At 75.2% G+C, this 17076-nt stretch carries 14 protein-coding genes and 1 pseudogene; all 15 read left to right on the forward strand.

Annotated features, from left to right (window positions below):
- A pseudogene (locus tag FMM08_RS23090) lies at positions 1–190 on the forward strand (Zn-dependent alcohol dehydrogenase); the annotation flags it as partial.
- Positions 187–957: an SDR family oxidoreductase gene (locus tag FMM08_RS15015; protein ID WP_147927208.1), complete on the forward strand. Its 771-nt coding sequence runs from the start codon at positions 187–189 to the stop codon at positions 955–957. The pseudogene FMM08_RS23090 and the gene FMM08_RS15015, both read left to right, overlap by 4 nt.
- On the forward strand, positions 954–1637 hold the full coding sequence (locus FMM08_RS15020) for a bifunctional 4-hydroxy-2-oxoglutarate aldolase/2-dehydro-3-deoxy-phosphogluconate aldolase (protein ID WP_147927209.1): 684 nt from the start codon (positions 954–956) through the stop codon (positions 1635–1637). Before FMM08_RS15015 ends, FMM08_RS15020 begins: the two co-directional genes overlap by 4 nt.
- Positions 1634–2767, forward strand: coding sequence for a carbohydrate kinase family protein (locus FMM08_RS15025; protein WP_222710817.1), 1134 nt, complete (start codon positions 1634–1636; stop codon positions 2765–2767). The genes FMM08_RS15020 and FMM08_RS15025 overlap by 4 nt, the downstream gene beginning before the upstream one ends.
- Positions 2768–2852: 85 nt before the next feature.
- A complete protein-coding gene (locus tag FMM08_RS15030) occupies positions 2853–3728 on the forward strand; it encodes a fumarylacetoacetate hydrolase family protein (RefSeq protein ID WP_147927210.1) in 876 nt (291 codons plus the stop codon).
- On the forward strand, positions 3725–4537 hold the full coding sequence (locus tag FMM08_RS15035; RefSeq protein WP_147927211.1) for an SDR family NAD(P)-dependent oxidoreductase: 813 nt from the start codon (positions 3725–3727) through the stop codon (positions 4535–4537). The genes FMM08_RS15030 and FMM08_RS15035 overlap by 4 nt, the downstream gene beginning before the upstream one ends.
- Entirely contained in the window at positions 4534–5559 is a 1026-nt protein-coding gene (locus FMM08_RS15040; RefSeq protein WP_147927212.1) for an aldo/keto reductase, read from the forward strand. The genes FMM08_RS15035 and FMM08_RS15040 overlap by 4 nt, the downstream gene beginning before the upstream one ends.
- An 84-nt stretch (positions 5560–5643) precedes the next feature.
- Entirely contained in the window at positions 5644–7320 is a 1677-nt protein-coding gene (locus FMM08_RS15045) for a putative bifunctional diguanylate cyclase/phosphodiesterase (RefSeq protein WP_147927213.1), read from the forward strand.
- A gap of 35 nt (positions 7321–7355) precedes the next feature.
- Positions 7356–9260 carry a translational GTPase TypA gene (gene typA / locus FMM08_RS15050; RefSeq protein ID WP_147927214.1) on the forward strand — a complete coding sequence of 635 codons (1905 nt, stop codon included), beginning with the start codon at positions 7356–7358 and terminating at the stop codon, positions 9258–9260.
- A 190-nt stretch (positions 9261–9450) separates the two neighbouring features.
- Entirely contained in the window at positions 9451–10617 is a 1167-nt protein-coding gene (locus FMM08_RS15055) for an AAA family ATPase (RefSeq protein WP_147927215.1), read from the forward strand.
- Positions 10610–11233: a hypothetical protein gene (locus FMM08_RS15060; RefSeq protein ID WP_147927216.1), complete on the forward strand. Its 624-nt coding sequence runs from the start codon at positions 10610–10612 to the stop codon at positions 11231–11233. The genes FMM08_RS15055 and FMM08_RS15060 overlap by 8 nt, the downstream gene beginning before the upstream one ends.
- A 182-nt stretch (positions 11234–11415) precedes the next feature.
- Positions 11416–12369: an N-acetyl-1-D-myo-inositol-2-amino-2-deoxy-alpha-D-glucopyranoside deacetylase gene (gene mshB / locus FMM08_RS15065; protein ID WP_147927376.1), complete on the forward strand. Its 954-nt coding sequence runs from the start codon at positions 11416–11418 to the stop codon at positions 12367–12369.
- Between the two features lie 116 nt (positions 12370–12485).
- The gene (locus FMM08_RS15070) at positions 12486–14456 is read left to right on the forward strand and encodes an AAA family ATPase (RefSeq protein ID WP_147927217.1); all 1971 of its coding nucleotides are present in this window, start codon (positions 12486–12488) and stop codon (positions 14454–14456) included.
- Positions 14453–14986, forward strand: a complete 534-nt coding sequence (locus FMM08_RS15075) for a flavin reductase family protein (RefSeq protein ID WP_222710819.1) — start codon at positions 14453–14455, stop codon at positions 14984–14986. The genes FMM08_RS15070 and FMM08_RS15075 overlap by 4 nt, the downstream gene beginning before the upstream one ends.
- Positions 14987–15006: 20 nt before the next feature.
- Positions 15007–17052, forward strand: a complete 2046-nt coding sequence (locus FMM08_RS15080) for a VanW family protein (RefSeq protein WP_147927218.1) — start codon at positions 15007–15009, stop codon at positions 17050–17052.
- Positions 17053–17076 lie beyond the last annotated feature (24 nt).

A 17076-nucleotide genomic window follows, 5' to 3' on the forward strand; every position in this document is an offset into this window, starting at 1 on the left:
CGACTTCACCGAGGCGGTGCGCCTGGTGGCGTCGGGGGAGGTGCCCGCCGGTCGGCTGATCAGCGACGTCGTCCCGCTGGCACGGGTGGGTGAGGCGTTCGAGGCGCTGGCTGGTGGGGGTGCTGTGAAGGTGCTCATCGACTGCCAGGGCGACTCCTCTGAGCACGCGGCCCAGGGTGAGCTGGCATGAGCGGGGCCTCCCCGTTCGACCTGACCGGCAAGCTCGCGGCGGTCACCGGCGCCAGCCGGGGGATCGGGGCGGCGGTCGCGGTGGCGCTGGCGCGGGCGGGGGCTGACGTCATCGGCTGCTCCACCCGCGGTCCTGATGAGGATGTCGCTGAGGCGGTGCGCGCCACCGGGCGGGAGTTCACGTCGCTGGCGTGTGACCTGGCTGACCGGGCTGCGGTGCAGGCGCTGGGTGCGGACCTGGCTTCCTGGGACGGTGGGCGCGGGGTGGACCTGCTGGTGGCCAACGGCGGCACCATCCGGCGCACCCCCGCCGCGCAGCACTCCCTGGCGGACTGGGACCACGTGCTGGAGGTGGACCTGACCGCGCAGTTCGTGCTGGCCCAGGCGGTGGGCGCGTCCATGCTCGAGCGCGGCAGCGGACGGATCGTGTTCACCGCGTCGCTGCTGAGCTTCCAGGGCGGCATCACCGTTCCGGGCTACACCGCCGCCAAGCACGGCGTGGCGGGCTTGACCAAGGCCCTCGCCAACGAGTGGAGCTCTAGGGGCGTCGGCGTCAACGCCGTGGCACCGGGGTACATCGCCACCGACAACACCGCTGCGCTGCGCGAGGACGAGGACCGTTCGCGGGCGATCCTGGAGCGCATCCCTGCGGGGCGGTGGGGCCGTGCGGAGGACATCGCCGGTGCGGTGGTGTACCTGTGCAGTCCGGCGGCGGAGTACGTCCACGGCGTGGTGCTGCCCGTCGACGGTGGTTGGCTCGGGCGATGACCACCCCTGAGGACCCGCTGCCCGGCACCCAGGACCTCGCCCGCGCCCTGGCGCGCTGTCCGCTGCTGCCGGTCGTCGTCGTGGGGGAGCGCACCGACGGGGGCGCTCTGGGTGCCGCGCTGGTCGAGGGCGGGCTGACCGCTGCGGAGGTGGTGCTGCGCACCCCCGCGGCGCTGCGGGTGCTCGCCGAGCTGGCTCCCACGCCCGGGCTGCTGGTCGGGGCGGGCACGGTGGTCGACCCCGACCAGGTCGACGCCGTGGTGGACGCGGGCGCGCGCTTCGTGGTGAGCCCCGGGCACGACCCCGACGTCGTCGCCCGCGCCCGTGCGCGGGGCGTCCCGGCGGTGCCGGGGGTGTCCACGGCGAGCGAGGTGCAGCTGGCCCGCCGGGCCGGGCTGCGGCTGTTGAAGGTCTTCCCCGCCGGCGCGGTCGGCGGCACGGCGCTGCTGTCAGGGCTCGCCGGTCCCTTCCCGGACGTCTCGTTCGTGCCCACCGGCGGCATCGGCGAGGCCGACCTGGGCGACTACCTCGCGCTGCGCTCCGTGGCCGGCGTCGGGGGCAGCTGGTGCGTGCCGGCCTCCCTCGTGGCCGACGTGACCGGCCGGGGCGTGCCCGCCTGGGACGACCTGGTCGAGGACGTCGCCGTCGCCGTGGCCGCCTGCCGGGACGCGCGCCCGTGAGCAGCCCCGCCAGCCCGGTGCCGGTGGAGGTGCTGGCGCTGGGCGAGGTGATGCTGCGGCTCGACCCGGGGGAGGGCCGCATCGCCACCACCCGCTCCTTCGCGGTCTTCGAGGGCGGCGGGGAGTACAACGCGGTGCGGGCGCTGGCCACGTGCTTCGGCCGGCGGGCGGGGCTGGTGAGCGCCCTCCCCGACGACCCCGTCGGGCGCCTCGCCGAGGGCCTCGTGCGCGCCGCCGGCGTCGACGTCTCCCGCGTCGCCCTGGCCGACCCGGCCACCGGCGGCTCCCCACCGCTCAGGACCGGCCTGAACTTCGTCGAGCGCGGCTTCGGGGTCCGCGGAGCCCTCGGCGTCTCCGACCGCGCCGGGTCGGCCGCGTCTCGGATGGCCCCCGGCGACGTCGACTGGGACGTCGCCCTCGACGGGGTCGCGCACCTGCACACCGGCGGTGTCTTCGCCGGGCTGTCCGAGACGACGACGGCGCTGGCCGAAGAGGCCCTGCGCGCTGCGCGGCGGCTGGGGGTGGGCACGTCGTACGACGTCAACCACCGCCCCTCGCTGTGGCGCTCGCGCGGGGGCGCGGCGGCGGCCCGCGAGGTGGACCTGCGCCTGGCCGGGCTGGCCGACGTCGTCCTCGGTGCCCTGCAGCTGGCTCCCGGGCCGCAGCCGGGCGCTGACGGGGAGCTGGGGTCGCCGGAGGAGGTGGGGGAGGTCCTCGCCGGGCTCGGCGAGCGCTGGACCCGTTCGGCGGGCCGAGGAGAGCAGGACGACGACGGGCGCCCGCCGCTGCTGGTCAGCTCCTGGCGCCGCGTGGTCTCGGCCGGCGTCAACGACTGGGGCGCCGCGGCGTGGAGCCCGGCCACCGGCGTCGTCGTCGGCCCGCGGCTGGACGGCGTCGCGGTGCTGGACCGCATCGGCAGCGGCGACGCCCTCACCGCCGGGGTGCTCGACGGAGTCCTGGACGCCCGCCAGACCGGCGCACCCCTGGACGCCCCCGCCCTGCGGGAGGCCCTCGCCCTGGGCGTCGCGGCCGGCGCCCTCACCATGACCACCCCCGGCGACACGTGCGCGGCCACTCTGGCCGAGGTGCGCGCGCTCGCCGCCGGGGGCACCGCCCACGTCGTCCGATGACGCGGCGCAGCGACGACCAGACAGACCCACGGAGGACCAGCGACATGACCAGCCCCGCCACGGCACGGACCACGGAGGACCCGCGATGAGGCTCGTGCGCTTCGGTGAGGCCGGCGCGGAGGTGCCCGGCGTGCTCGACGGCGACGGCGTGCTGCGCGACGCGTCCTCGCTCGTCGCCGACTGGGGCGGCGCCTCCCTCGCCCCCGAGCGCCTCGCCGCGCTGGCCGGACGCGTGACCGACCTGCCCGCCGTCGCCGGCTGGGACGCCGAGCACGCGGAGACCGGCGGCGGCCTCCGCCTCGGGCCGCCCGTCGCCCGCCCGGGCAAGGTCGTCTGCATCGGCGTCAACTACGCCGACCACGCCGCCGAGTCGGGCATGCAGACCCCGCCCGAGCCAGTCGTCTTCATGAAGGACCCGTGGACCGTCATCGGCCACCGCGACACCGTGCTCGTGCCGCGCGGGTCCACGAAGACCGACTACGAGGTGGAACTGGCCGTCGTCATCGGGGCCACCGCCCGCTACCTCGACTCCCCGGACGACGCCCTCGCCTGCGTGGCCGGCTACGCGACGAGCCACGACGTCTCCGAGCGGTTCCTCCAGCTGGAGGGCACCGGCACCTGGGACAAGGGCAAGAGCTGCGAGACCTTCAACCCGCTCGGCCCGTGGCTGCTCACCGCCGACGAGGTGCCCGACCCCCAGGACCTCGAGCTGCGCCTGTCCGTCAACGGCGAGGAGCGCCAGCACGGCTCGACCGCGCAGATGGTCTTCGGCGTCGCGGCGCTCGTCCACTACCTGAGCCAGGTGATGGTGCTGCACCCCGGTGACGTCATCAACAGCGGGACGCCGGCCGGCGTCGCGCTCGGCTTCCCCGACCCCAAGCCGTACCTGCGCTCCGGCGACGTCGTGGAGTGCTCCATCTCCGGCCTGGGCACCCAGCGCACGGTGATGGGGCAGGCGTGAGCGAGTTCGGCGGCGTCCGCGCCGTCGTGACAGGAGGCGCCAGCGGCATCGGCCGCGCCGTCGCCCGGGCGCTCGCCGAGCGCGGCGCGGCCGTCGCCTCCCTCGACCTGCGACCGCTCGAGCAGCCCGAGGCCGGCATCACCGAGATCGCCTGCGACGTCGGCGACGACGCCTCCGTGCGCGCTGCCGTGGCCCGCGCCGCCGAGGTCCTCGGCGGGCTCGACGTGGTGGTCTCCAACGCGGGCGTCGGGTCCGTCGGCACCGTGGAGGACGTCGACGACGACGAGTGGCACCGGGTCCTCGACGTCAACGTGGTCGGCACCGCGCGCCTGGTGCGGGCGGCGCTGCCGCACCTGCGCGCCAGCGCCGCCGCCGCGGAGGCTGCGGGCCGGCCCAGCCCGGCGGCGGTGGTCTGCACCGGATCGATCGGCGGCTGGACCGGCCTGGTGCAGCGCGCCGCGTACAACGCCAGCAAGGGCGCGCTGCACGCCCTCGTCCAGGCGATGGCCGCGGACCTGGTCCGTGAGGGCGTGCGCGTCAACGCCGTCGCCCCCGGCACCGCTGACACCCCGTGGGTGGCTCGCCTGCTCTCCCAGGCCGACGACCCCGAGGCCGCGCGTGCTGCGCTCATGGCCCGCCAGCCCACCGGCCGGCTCGTGGCCCCCGAGCAGGTGGCGCACGCCATCTGCTACCTCGCCAGTCCCCTCGCGGGTGCCACCACCGGCAGCGTGCTGCAGGTGGACGGCGGCGCCCACAGCCTCGTCCTGCCCCCTCGCCAGCCCGCCCAGCCCCCGCAGGAGACCGCATGACCGCGTCGTCCTCGTCCAGCCCGGCGGCCCAGCCGCTGCCCACCCGCGAGGTCCGCGCCACCGGCGTGCGCCTCAGCACCCTCGGCTTCGGCGGAGCCGTCATCGGCAACCTGTACCGGGCCGTGGACGACGCGACGGCCCGCGCCGCGGTCGACGCCGCCTGGGACGCCGGCATCCGCTACTTCGACACCGCCCCGCACTACGGCGTGGGCCTGTCGGAGCGGCGCCTGGGGGAGGCGCTAAGCGGACGGCCCCGCGACGAGTTCGTGGTCTCGTCCAAGGTCGGGCGCCTCCTGCGGCCCCGGGACGTGCCCCTGGAGCGCGACGACGACGGCTTCGACGTCCCCGGCGACCTGGGCCGCGTCCGTGACTACAGCCGGGACGGAGTGCTGCGCTCCGTGGAGGAGACGCTGGAGCGCACCGGGCTCGACAGGATCGACGTCGTCTACGTCCACGACCCCGACTCCGACGACGAGCTGGGCCAGACGGTCACCGAGGCCCTGCCGGCGCTCGTGGAGCTGCGCGACCAGGGCGTGGTCGGCGCCGTGGGAGCCGGCATGAACTTCTCCGGGCCCCTGACCAGGGTGCTGCGCGAGACCGACGCGGACGTCGTCATGCTCGCCGGGCGGTACACCCTGCTGGAGCAGGGCGCCCTCGACGACGTGCTGCCCGCCGCGGTCGAGCAGGGCAGGGCCGTGGTGGCCGTGGGGGTGTTCAACTCGGGGCTGCTGGCGCGCCAGCAGGTCCCGGACGACGCGCACTGGAACTACGAGCAGGCGCCGCCGCACGTCCTCGCCAGGGCCCGCCAGCTGGCGGCCGCCTGCGCCGAGCACGGCACCACGCTGCCGGCGGCCGCCGTCGCCTTCGCCCTCGCGCACCCCGCCGTCGTCGACGTGACCCTGGGGATGCGCACGCCGGAGCAGGTGGCGCGCAACGCCGCCCTGCTCGGCGAGGAGCCGGCGGACGGCTGGCAGCCGCTGTGGGACGACCTCGCCGGACGGGGGCTGCTCGGTCGGGGCTGACCCCCCGGACCCGCCCCGGCACGGGCGCGGGTCCTCACCCGTCCGCGCGCTCGTGCTCCCCGCGGCACCCGCCGATGAAGGGGTGTGACCACGGCCGGGACGCACCTCCTCCCCGCGTGCGGGGCAGTGGTCGCCGCAGCGCTGCTGGTGGGTCTCGCGGCGGCGCTGCTGCTGCGCCGGCGGCTCGCGCGCTCCGCGGCGGAGCTGTCTTCCGCCCGGGAGGCGCTGCGCGGCCTGGAGCTCCGCGCCCGCCTCGTCGTCTCCGGCGACCACGAGCAGGCGCTCTCACTGCCCGAGCTCCCGGGTCCCCTCGGACGCGACGTGCGCGCGTGGGCGGTGCAGACCCAGCGGTCCGAGCAGGTCCGCGACCAGCTCCAGCAGCAGCTCCGGCACCAGGCCGCCCACGACTCGCTGACAGGTCTCGCGGTGCGCTCCCGCGTGCTGGAGCAGCTCGCGGGCGCGGTGGAGCTCGACCGCGCCGCGGGCCGGCGCACCGCCCTGGTCCTCGTGGACCTCGACGGCTTCCAGGCCGTCAACGACCGCCACGGCCACGCCGCCGGTGACGAGCTGCTGCGGGTGGTCGCCGACCGGCTGCGGTCCACCGCGCGCGCCGGTGACGTGGTCGGTCGCCTCGGGGGTGACGAGTTCGTCGTGGTGGTCCCCGACGCCCCCGACGCCGACGCCCTCGTCCGCTCCGCCGGCCGGCTGGTCGGCGTCCTGGCCGAGCCCGTGCAGGTCAGCGGGTACCTGCTGAGCTGCACGGCCAGCGCGGGCGTCGCCCTGCGCGCGGGCGCGGGGCAGGGCGAGGAGGTGCTCGACGCGGCCGCGGTGGCCAGGACGCTGCTCGTCGACGCGGCCACCGCGGCGCACCGCGCCAAGGCCGCGGGCCGCGCGCGCGTGGAGCTCTTCGACGACGACCTGCGCTCCCAGCTCGCGGAGGCCGCCTCCACCGAGCAGGCGCTGCGCACCGCGCTCGCGCTCGGCCAGCTCCGCGTCGTCTACCAGCCCGTCGTGGGCCTCCCCGGTACCGGCCAGGAACCGGCCCACCCCGACGACGGTGAGCTGCTCGGCGTGGAGGCGCTGCTGCGATGGGACCGACCCGGTCACGGCCCGGTGGACCCCGCGGTCGTCGTGGCGGCCGCGGAGCGGTGCGGTCTGGTGCGCGGCCTGGAGGCGTTCGTCCTCGCCGAGGCCGCGCTGCAGCTGGTGCGCTGGAGGGTGCGCGGTCGCGACGTGCCGGTGGTCTCGGTGAACCTCTCCGCGCGCCACCTCGCCGACCCGCGCGTGGTGCCCGACGTCCTGGAGGCGCTGGAGACGGCGGGCCTGGAGCCGTCGCGCCTGCAGGTGGAGATCAGCGAGGGCGTGCTCGTCGACGACGGCCACGCCGCGGAGCACCTGCGCGCGCTGCGCTCGCACGGGGTGCGCGTGGCGCTGGACGACTTCGGCACCGGAGCCACCTCGATCGCCGCGCTGGCCACGACTCCCGCGGACCAGCTCAAGGTCGCCGGTCGCTTCGTGGCGGCGGAAGGGGCCGCCGACGAGCAGCTGCTGGAGCTCATGGCCCGCGCGGGCACCGCCTTCGGCCTGCAGGTGGTCGCCGAGGGGGTCGAGACCGCCGCACAGGCGGAGAGGGCCCTGCGCGCCGGCTGCACCGGCGCGCAGGGGTGGCACTTCTGCCCCGCGCTGTCCGCCGACGAGCTCGAGCCACGGCTGCCGCTGCTGCGCGACAGCCGGGCGGAGGTCCGCGCGCCGGTACGCTGAGGGCCTCCACCCCACGACGGATCGAGTGCACACCCATGTCCGCTGGCACCTCCAGCAAGACCGCGACCCGCGCCGACCTGCGCAACATCGCGATCGTCGCCCACGTCGACCACGGCAAGACCACCCTGGTCGACGCGATGCTCAAGCAGTCCGGCGCCTTCGGCGACCACCAGCACGTGGACGACCGCGTCATGGACTCCGGCGACCTGGAGCGCGAGAAGGGGATCACGATCCTCGCCAAGAACACGGCGGTCCGGTACACCGGTCCGTCGGCGGCGGCGGTGGGCGCTCCCGACGGCGTGACCATCAACATCATCGACACCCCGGGCCACGCCGACTTCGGCGGCGAGGTCGAGCGCGGCCTGTCCATGGTCGACGCCATCGCGCTGCTGGTCGACGCCAGCGAGGGCCCGCTGCCCCAGACGCGCTTCGTGCTGCGCAAGGCGCTGGCCGCCGGGCTGCCGGTCATCCTCGTGGTGAACAAGGTCGACCGGCCCGACGCCCGGATCTCCGAGGTCGTCGAGGAGACCGCCGACCTCTTCCTCGACCTCGCCGGCGACCTGCCCAACGCCGACGACCTGCTCGACTTCCCCGTGGTGTACGCCTCGGCCCGCGCCGGCCGCGCGTCGCTGACCCAGCCCGCTGACGGCGGGATGCCCGACGAGGACAACCTCGAGCCGCTGTTCCGCACCATCCTCGAGACGGTGCCGGCGCCCTCCTACACCCCGGGCGCCCCGCTGCAGGCGCACGTCACCAACCTCGACGCCTCCCCGTTCCTGGGCCGCATCGCGCTGTGCCGCATCCACGAGGGCGAGCTGCACAAGGGTGACTCCGTGATGTGGTGCCGCGCCGACGGCACGCAGCAGCGCGTGAAGCTCACCGAGCTCCTCATGACCGAGGCGCTCGAGCGCAAGCCCGCCGAGTCGGCCGGCCCGGGTGACATCTGCGCCGTCGCGGGCATCCCCGAGATCACCATCGGCGAGACGCTGGCCGACGCCGAGAACCCGGTGCCGCTGCCGCTCATCACGGTCGACGAGCCGGCCATCTCCATGACCATCGGCACCAACACCGCGCCCACCGCCGGCAAGGTCAAGGGCGCCAAGGTCACCGCGCGCCTGGTCAAGGACCGCCTCGACCGCGAGCTGGTCGGCAACGTGTCCATGCGCGTGCTGCCCACCGAGCGCCCCGACGCGTGGGAGGTGCAGGGCCGAGGCGAGCTGGCGCTGGCCATCCTCGTCGAGCAGATGCGCCGCGAGAACTTCGAGCTCACCGTCGGCAAGCCGCAGGTGGTCACCAAGGAGATCGGCGGCAAGGTCCACGAGCCCGTCGAGCGCCTCACCATCGACGTCCCGCAGGACTACCTCGGCGCCGTGACCCAGCTGCTCGCCGTCCGCAAGGGCCGCATGGAGCAGATGACCAACCACGGCACCGGCTGGGTCCGCATGGAGTTCCTCGTGCCCTCGCGCGGTCTCATCGGCTTCCGCACGGAGTTCCTCACCGAGACCCGCGGCACCGGCATCGCCCACGCGACGTTCGAGAAGTACGAGCCGTGGTTCGGCGAGCTGCGCACCCGCCCCTCGGGCTCGATGATCGCCGACCGCGCCGGCGCGGCGACCTCCTACGCGATGACCTCGCTGCAGGAGCGCGGAACGCTCTTCGTGGAGCCCTCGACCGAGGTCTACGAGGGCATGGTGGTGGGGGAGAACTCCCGCGCTGACGACATGGACGTCAACATCACCAAGGAGAAGAAGATGACCAACGTCCGCTCCAACGCGGACGAGCTGGAGCGCCTGGTGCCGGCCCGCAAGCTCTCCCTCGAGCAGTGCCTGGAGTTCTGCCGCGAGGACGAGTGCGTCGAGGTCACCCACGACGCCGTGCGCATCCGCAAGGTCGTCCTCGACCAGACCGAGCGCAGCAAGGTCGCCCGCGCCCGCCGCTGAGGCAGCGCCGCCGCTCCGCGAAGGCGGAGAACAGGGTCAGGAACTCCCCGTTCCTGACCCTGTTCTCCGCCTTCGCGGCGTCCTGGGGGTGCTCGATGTCTCCTTGTGGCCGCCGCGCTCGCCTGAGCACCTTCGGCGCGCTCAGGGGTCGAGACGTGTCTGAGACCCGACCACCTGGGAGGATGGTCCCATGCGGATCACCCGCCTCACGCTGCGCAACTGGCGGAACTTCAAGAACGTCGACGTCGTCGTCGGCGATCGACTGGTCATCATCGGACCCAATGCGAGCGGCAAGTCGAACCTGCTCGACGCTGTGCGCTTCCTCCGCGACATCGCGCTGCCCAGTGGCGGACTGCAGAACGCCGTGAGCTCTCGTGGCGGCCTGAGTCGCCTGAGGTGCCTCTTCGCGCGCAACAACAACAACGGCTGGGTCTCCGTGGAGGTCGAGCTCGGTGACGACGACGGCGGTCCTCGGTGGAGCTACCGAGTCGACGTGAAGAGTGAGGGGCGTGGCCCACGGCGCCCGCTCGTGGCGAGGGAGGTCGTCACCCGTGACGGCGAGGTCTTGATCGAGCGGCCCGACCCCCTGGACGAGGGGGACCCCGAGCGGCTCACGCAGACGGCCTTGGAGCAGATCTCCGCCAACCTCGCGTTCCGAGACGTCGCCGACTTCCTGGCGGGCGTCAGGTACCTGCACCTCGTCCCGCAGGTGATCAGAGATTCCACCCGGGCGGGGGACCAGGTGGATGATCCGTTCGGGGGAGACTTCATCGCCCGCATGAACCGGGTGGCCAAGGGCACGCGCGATCGTCACCTCAAGCGCGTCACAGCGGCTCTCGCTCTCGCAGTCCCGCAGTTCGAGTCCCTCGACGTCGTCGTCGACGACGACGGGCATCCCCACCTGGAGAGCCGCTACACGAACTGGCGCCAGCAGGGTGCGCGCCAGGACGAGCGGGACATGAGTGACGGCACGCTGCGGCTCATCGGACTCCTGTGGTCGCTCGTCGACGTGGGCCGCAAGAGGGGGCCCGTGCTTCTGGAAGAGCCAGAGCTCTCGCTCCACCCGGCCGTCGTGAGGACCCTGCCCTCAGTGCTGGCCCGTGCCCAGCAGCGCAACGGTGTGCAGGTGATCTTGACGACGCACAGCCCTGAACTGCTCGGTGACGAGTCGCTGGGGGCTGATGAGGTCCTCCTCCTCACCGTGGGGGGTGACGGGACGACGGCGACTCTGGTGGCGGACATCCCCGAGGCTGCGCAGGCTGTCGAGGACGGGATGAACCTTGCGGACGTGGGTCTTCCCAGGACCGCGCCGCGAAGTGTCGAGCAGCTGGTGAAAGCTGTCTTCGCCGGTGCCTGACCCGCAGGACCTCGTCGGCGTCCTGGTCGAGGGTGAGACCGACCTGCCCGCCGTCGACTCCCTCCTGGCGAGCTGCGGCCTCGCCAGGGACGCCGCCCGGACCATCGTGGCCCTCGGCAAGGGCCAGCTCGACTCGCGCATCGCCTCCGTGAACCGGAACGCGCGGCGCCAGCGGTGGTTCGTCCTCCGGGACCTCGACCGCGATGGTGGACGGTGCGCCCTCGTGCTCCGTCGGAGCCTGTTGGCCCCTGAACGGCAGGAGCCGGACCTCGTGCTCCGCATCGCAGTCACGTCCCTCGAATCCTGGTTGCTCGCTGACAGCGAGGCGTTCGCGGAGCACTTCAAGGTGCCGCTGTCCAAGGTGCCGGGGCGCCCAGACGACCTCGACGACGCCAAGGTCGCCCTGGTCAACGCGTGCAGGTCCTCACAGTCTCGGGCCGTTCGTGCGGGGATGGTGCCCCCTGCGCAGACCCGTCGACGAGTCGGCCCGGAGTACGTGGCGCTCATCGGGGACTACTGCCGCGAGGCTTGGCGACCGACCGTGGCAGCCACTGGATCACCGAGTCTCGAGCGAGCGCTCCGTGACATCAGGCGCCGGTTCGGGGGAGACAGCTAGCGTGGCGGGCTGTGACGACGACGCCTGACGCGCCCGAGCCCCGCCCCGACGGTCCCGGCATCGCCGACCAGCCCGCGGGTGCGGGCACCGCCGCCCCGGCCGCCGACGACGTGCTCGCGCAGCTGGCCGACGTCGTCGACGACGTCGCCGAGCGCGCCTTCGAGCCGGAGGAGCTGGCGGCGATGGAGTCGCTCGACGTCCCGCGGCGGATGCTCCTGGTGCACGCCCACCCCGACGACGAGACCATCGGCAACGGCGCCACCATGGCCCGCTACGCCAGCGCGGGCGCCGGCGTCACCCTGGTCACGTGCACGCGCGGCGAGCGGGGCGAGGTGGTCGAGCCCGAGCTGGCGCACCTCGAGGGAGACCACGCCGCGCTCGGTGCGCACCGCGTCCTGGAGCTGGCCGCGGCGATGGAGGCGCTCGGCGTGAGCGACCACCGGTTCCTCGACGACGCTGCGCTGGACGGCGAGGACGCCGCCACCACCGCGGCCGTGCGCTACGAGGACTCCGGCATGGCCTGGGGGGAGGGCATGCGGGCGGTCGCCGCACCGGACACCGGACCGTCGGCGTTCGCCCGAGCCGACCTCGACGAGGCCGCCGCCCGGCTGGCGGGCGTGCTCCGCGAGGTGCGCCCGCAGGTGGTCGTTACCTACGAGCCGGGAGGCGGCTACGGCCACCCCGACCACGTGCAGGCCGCCGCGGTGGCGCGCCGCGCCGTCGAGCTGGCGGCCGACCCGGCGGCGCCGCGGGTGGCCGGCGGCGTGCCGTGGGAGGTCGCGAAGTTCTACGAGGGCGTGGTGCCGGCGTCGGCGGCGGCGGAGTCGTTCGGGGGGGAGCGCTCCTCCTGGCCGACCATGGTGGTCGACGACGAGGACGTCGCCTGCGTCGTGGAGGCGCCCGAGCAGCTCGCCGCGAAGGCGGCGGCGCTGCGCGCGCACCGCAGCCAGGTCCGCCTCCGCCTCGCGGGTGAGGAGGGTGCCGGAGCGCCCGAGTTCATGGTCAGCCAGGACCGCTGGCAGCCGGTGTGGACCACGGAGGCCTACCGACTGGCGCGCGGCGTGCCTGCTCCCGACACCCGTCGTGGAGACGGTCTGGAGTCTGACCTCTTCGCCGGGATCGCGCCGCCCGCCTGAACCGCTCCGTCAAGGTAGATCACGCTGAGTGACGGTCGTCGCCGGAAAGTGCACGATCGGTTGCGCAGCGTGCTCGGAAGTCGCTGTGATGATCCCAGTCGACACGGGGAGTGAGCATGGAGTCACAGCAGGGTGCCCGCCGCGACAGTGCCGACGTCGGGCGCAACCGCGAGCGCCGCCGGCAGCGGCGCCTGCTGCGCATCGCCGTCGTCCTGGGACCGGTGGCCGGCTACCTCTGGTACCGGATCCTCGCCGGTGACCCGGTCTCCCTCGCCGACCTGGCGCTGCCCGCGGTGGACCCGATCTACCTCATCACCGGCGTGTTCTTCGCCCTGCTCATCCTGCTGCTGCTGGCGCAGGTGGTCGTCTCCGGGCGCTCGCCGCACCTCGTCTACCGCCCCGAGCAGATCGACGTGTCGATGGACGACGTCAAGGGCCTGGGCCCGGTGAAGGAGGAGGTGCAGCGCTCGCTCGACCTGTTCCTCGCCGGCCGCACGTTCCGCCGCGAGATGGGCGGCACCCCGCGCCGCGGCCTGCTCTTCGAAGGACCTCCCGGCACCGGCAAGACGCACATGGCCAAGGCCATGGCGCGCGAGGCCGGCGTCCCCTTCCTCTACGTCTCCGGCACGAGCTTCCAGTCGATGTACTACGGCGCGACGGCGCGCAAGATCCGCGCGTACTTCCGCGCGCTGCGCAAGGCCGCGCGGGCCGAGGGCGGGGCGATCGGCTTCATCGAGGAGATCGACGCCATCGCCACCGTGCGCCACGGGATGCCCATGGCCCCCGCGGGGTCCGTCGCGCCCAGCGCGCCCGTCGCCAGCAGCGCGGTGACGTGCTGCGGCGGCCTCGAGGGGCTGCCGCTGCAGAGCTCGCGGGCCTCGGTCGCGCGGGCCGGGGGGACGACCGTCTCGGCGATGACCAGCGAGGGCGTCGGCGGCGTGGTCAACGAGCTGCTCGTGCAGATGCAGTCCTTCGACGAGCCCACGGGGGCGCAGCAGCTGCTCGGCCGGCTGGTCGACGCGGTGAACCTGCTGCTCCCGGCGCACCGCCAGCTGCCGCGCCCGAAGGTCGAGCCCGTCGACGTCCTGCTCATCGCCGCCACCAACCGCGCCGACTCCCTCGACCCCGCACTCCTGCGCCCGGGCCGCTTCGACCGCCGCCTCACCTTCGACGCCCCTGACCAGCGGGGCCGCCGCGAGGTCCTCGACCACTTCCTGTCCCGCAAGGCGCACGAGGCCGAGCTGGACGACGACGAGCGCCGTGACGCCCTCGCCGGCATCACCGCGGGCTCCACGCCGGTGATGATCGAGAACCTCCTCGACGAGGCCCTCGTCAACGCGGTGCGCCGCGGGGCGGGCGCGATGAGCTGGAAGGACGTCGAGCACGCCCGCCTGGTGACGTCCGTGGGCCTGGGGTCGCCGGTCGGCTACACCGCCCGCGAGGCCCGGCTCATCGCCACCCACGAGGCCGGCCACGCCGTGGTCGCCCACCTCGTGGCGCCGCAGCGCCGCCTCGAGGTGCTGACCATCATCAAGCGCGCCGGGGCGCTGGGCCTGCTCGCCCACGGCGACGCCGAGGAGGTGTGGACCCGGTCGCGCAGCGAGCTCGTCTCGCTGGTGCAGATCGCCTTCGGCGGGCAGGTGGCCGAGGAGCTCGCCTTCGGGGACGTGTCCACCGGGCCCAGCTCCGACCTCGCCTACGCCACGCGCATCGGCGCCCAGATGGTCGGAGCCGCGGGCATGGCCTCCTCCCTGGTCTCGTTCGCCGCCGCGGAGGGCTCCCCGGGAGGGGAGGGCCTGGTGGGCCGCGTGCTCGGCGACGCCCACGCCCGTGCGCAGCTGGAGGAGCTGCTGGGCGCCCAGCGCGACGCCGTGCGCGCGCTGCTCGGGGCCAACACGCACCTGGTCGCGGCGCTGCGGGACGCGCTGCTGGAGCGCCACGAGCTCATCGGCCACGAGATCACCGACGTGCTCGCCGCCGCGGGCCCGCCCGTGGAGGTGCCGGGCGTCAGCGCCGCCCCGCTGCCCCCGGCAGCGGTGGTGCTGCCGGCCACGGGGCCAGCCGCCGCTCCTACCGTGGGCGCGTGAGCGAGGACCCCCAGCACGTCGACCAGCACGTCGACCCGGACGCCGCCGCGGCGGCGTTCGAGGGCATCGCCGCCGGGGTCGCGGTCGCCAGCACCCGCTGGCGCGGGCTCGACCACGCGATCACCGTGACGTCGTACACGTGGGTCAGCCGCGAGCCGCCGATGCTGCTGGTCTGCGTCCACGAGGACGCCCGCTTCCTCGACGCCGTGGAGGGCGCCGGCACGTGGGGGCTGTCGCTGCTCCCCGCCGGCGCGCGAGCGACGGCCGGGTGGCTCGCCACGCCGGGGCGCCCCGCCGTCGGCCAGCTGGACCGGGTGCCGCACCGCACCGGGGCGGTCACCGGGGCGCCGCTGCTCGACGGCGCGCTGGAGTCCTTCGAGTGCCGCACCACCGCGGTGCACCCCGCGGGGGACCACGCCGTGGTCGTGGGCCTGGTCGTCGGGATCGGGAGGTCCACCGCCAGCACCGGCAGTGCCGGGGCCGAGGAGCCCCTGGTCAGGTTCCGGCGTTCCTACCACGCGCTGGCCTGATCCTCCCTAGCCTCGCTGGCGTGGGACGGGCGGGTGGAGCGGCGCAGCTGCTGGAGATGCTCGAGCGCGGCGAGGCCGCGCCGCAGGGTGCGGACGCCGGCGGGCGGGTCCCTGCTCCGCGCCGACCGCAGCACCGCCTCGAGGCCACCGGCACCGGCGTCGACGCCGACGTCGACGCCGTCGTCCTCCCCGTCGGCGAGCCGGCAGCGGTGGTGGGGCCCGCGGCCACGCTGGTGCTGTCGCGTGACGACCTGCTCACCACCCCCCGGCAGGAAGCCGAGCCCGGGCGGCCGGAGGCGCCCGGACCCACCCGCGGTCAGCGCGTCAGGGTGCTGGCGCTCGTGGCCGCCGCCGGGCTCGTGGCGGCCGCCTGGTCGGGAGCCTCCTTCCGCCTGGCCGACCGCGTCCCCGAGGGCACCACGGTGGCCGGCGTGGCCATCGGAGGGCTCGACCGCGACGACGCCGTGCAGCTCCTGGCCCGCACCCTCGAGCCGCGCCTGGAGACCCCGCTGCAGGTCCGGCTCGACGCGCCCACCCAGCAGACGCGGACGACGACGGTGGACCCCGGCGTCGCCGACCTGCACCTCGACGCCGCCGCCACCGTCTCGCGGGCCATCGGACCGGCGGGGCTGCCCACCACCCTGTGGCACCAGCTGCAGGGCCGCGGCGCCGTGGACCCGGTGCTGGAGGGCTCCGAGGCCGACCTGGCCGCCGCCCTGGACCGGGCGGCCGTCGCGCTGGACGTGCCAGCGGTGGAGGGCTCCGTCAGCTTCGCCTCCGGGCAGCCGGTGGCCGTGGCCCCCGTGCCCGGCACCGTCATGGACCGCACCGCGGCGACCGAGCTCGTGCGCCGGGCGTGGCTGGCGGCCCCGGGGGAGCCGGGGGGCGAGCGGCCGCTGCTGCTGCCGTCGCGCACCACCCAGCCGCAGGCCAGCGCCGACGCCGTCGACACCGCGCTGCAGACCCAGGCGCGCCCGGCCGCCTCGGCCCCGCTGACGGTGGTCGTGGGCGACCGCACCGTGGTGCTCCCGCCCGCGCAGGTGCTGCCGGCGCTGTCCTTCGCGCAGGACGGCGCCTCGCTGCGCCTGCACGTCGACGGCGGAGCGCTGTCCGACGCCGTGGCCGCGGCGGACCCCGCCACCCGCGCTTCCGCCCAGGACGCCCGGCTCGACACCAGCGGCGCGGCGCCCGTGGTGGTGCCCGCCGTCGCGGGCTCCGAGCCCGACCCGCAGTCGCTGGCGCACGCCGCCGCGACCGCGCTGGTGGCCTCCGGGGACGCCCGCACCGCCCGGGTGAGCACCCGGTCCGTGACGCCCGCCCTGACCACCGAGGCCCTCACCTCGATGGGCATCAGCGCTCTGCTGGGCCAGGTCGTCTCGCCGCTGACGCAGGACCCGGCCCGGACGCAGGACGTCACCGCCGCTGCCCGCGCCCTCGACGGCGCCGTACTGGCGGCGGGGGAGCCCTTCGACGTCGGGGCCCGGATGGGCAGCCCCAGCGCGGAGGCCGGCTGGGTGCCGGCCACCGTGGTGGTGGACGGCCGCGCGACGACGACCCTGGCCGCGGGCACCACGCAGGTGGCCTCCGCCGTGCACGCCGCCGCCTACGCCGCCGGTCTGCAGGTCGACGCGCGCACGGCCCCGGCGACGTGGAACCCGCGCGACCCGGTGGGGCTGGACGCGGTGGTCGGCTCCGGCACGCCTCTGGTGCTCACCGAGGCCACCGCGAAGGGGGCGGTGCTGCGCACGGAGGTGGTCGACGGGGCGCTCAGGGTCCAGGTGTGGGGCACCGGCGACCGGCAGGTCACCCTGACCGCGTCCGCCCCGAGCGACCCCCGCCCCGCGACGCAGCTGTCCGACCCCTCGCCGCAGTGCGTCGCCCAGCCCGGGCAGGACGGCTTCACCACCACGGTGACGCGCACCACCGCGCCGAAGGCCCCGTCGAGCACCGGGGACGCGGAGCCGGTCACCGACGAGCTGACCACCACCTACGCCCCCCGGACCGCGGTCACGTGCACCGGCCCCGGCGGCGGGGCGCCCACCGGGGTGCCGCTGGCCCTGGACTGACCGCCAGCCACCGGCCTGTCGCGG

Source organism: Quadrisphaera setariae, assembly GCF_008041935.1.
In the GTDB taxonomy this organism is placed as follows: Bacteria; Actinomycetota; Actinomycetes; order Actinomycetales; family Quadrisphaeraceae; genus Quadrisphaera; species Quadrisphaera setariae.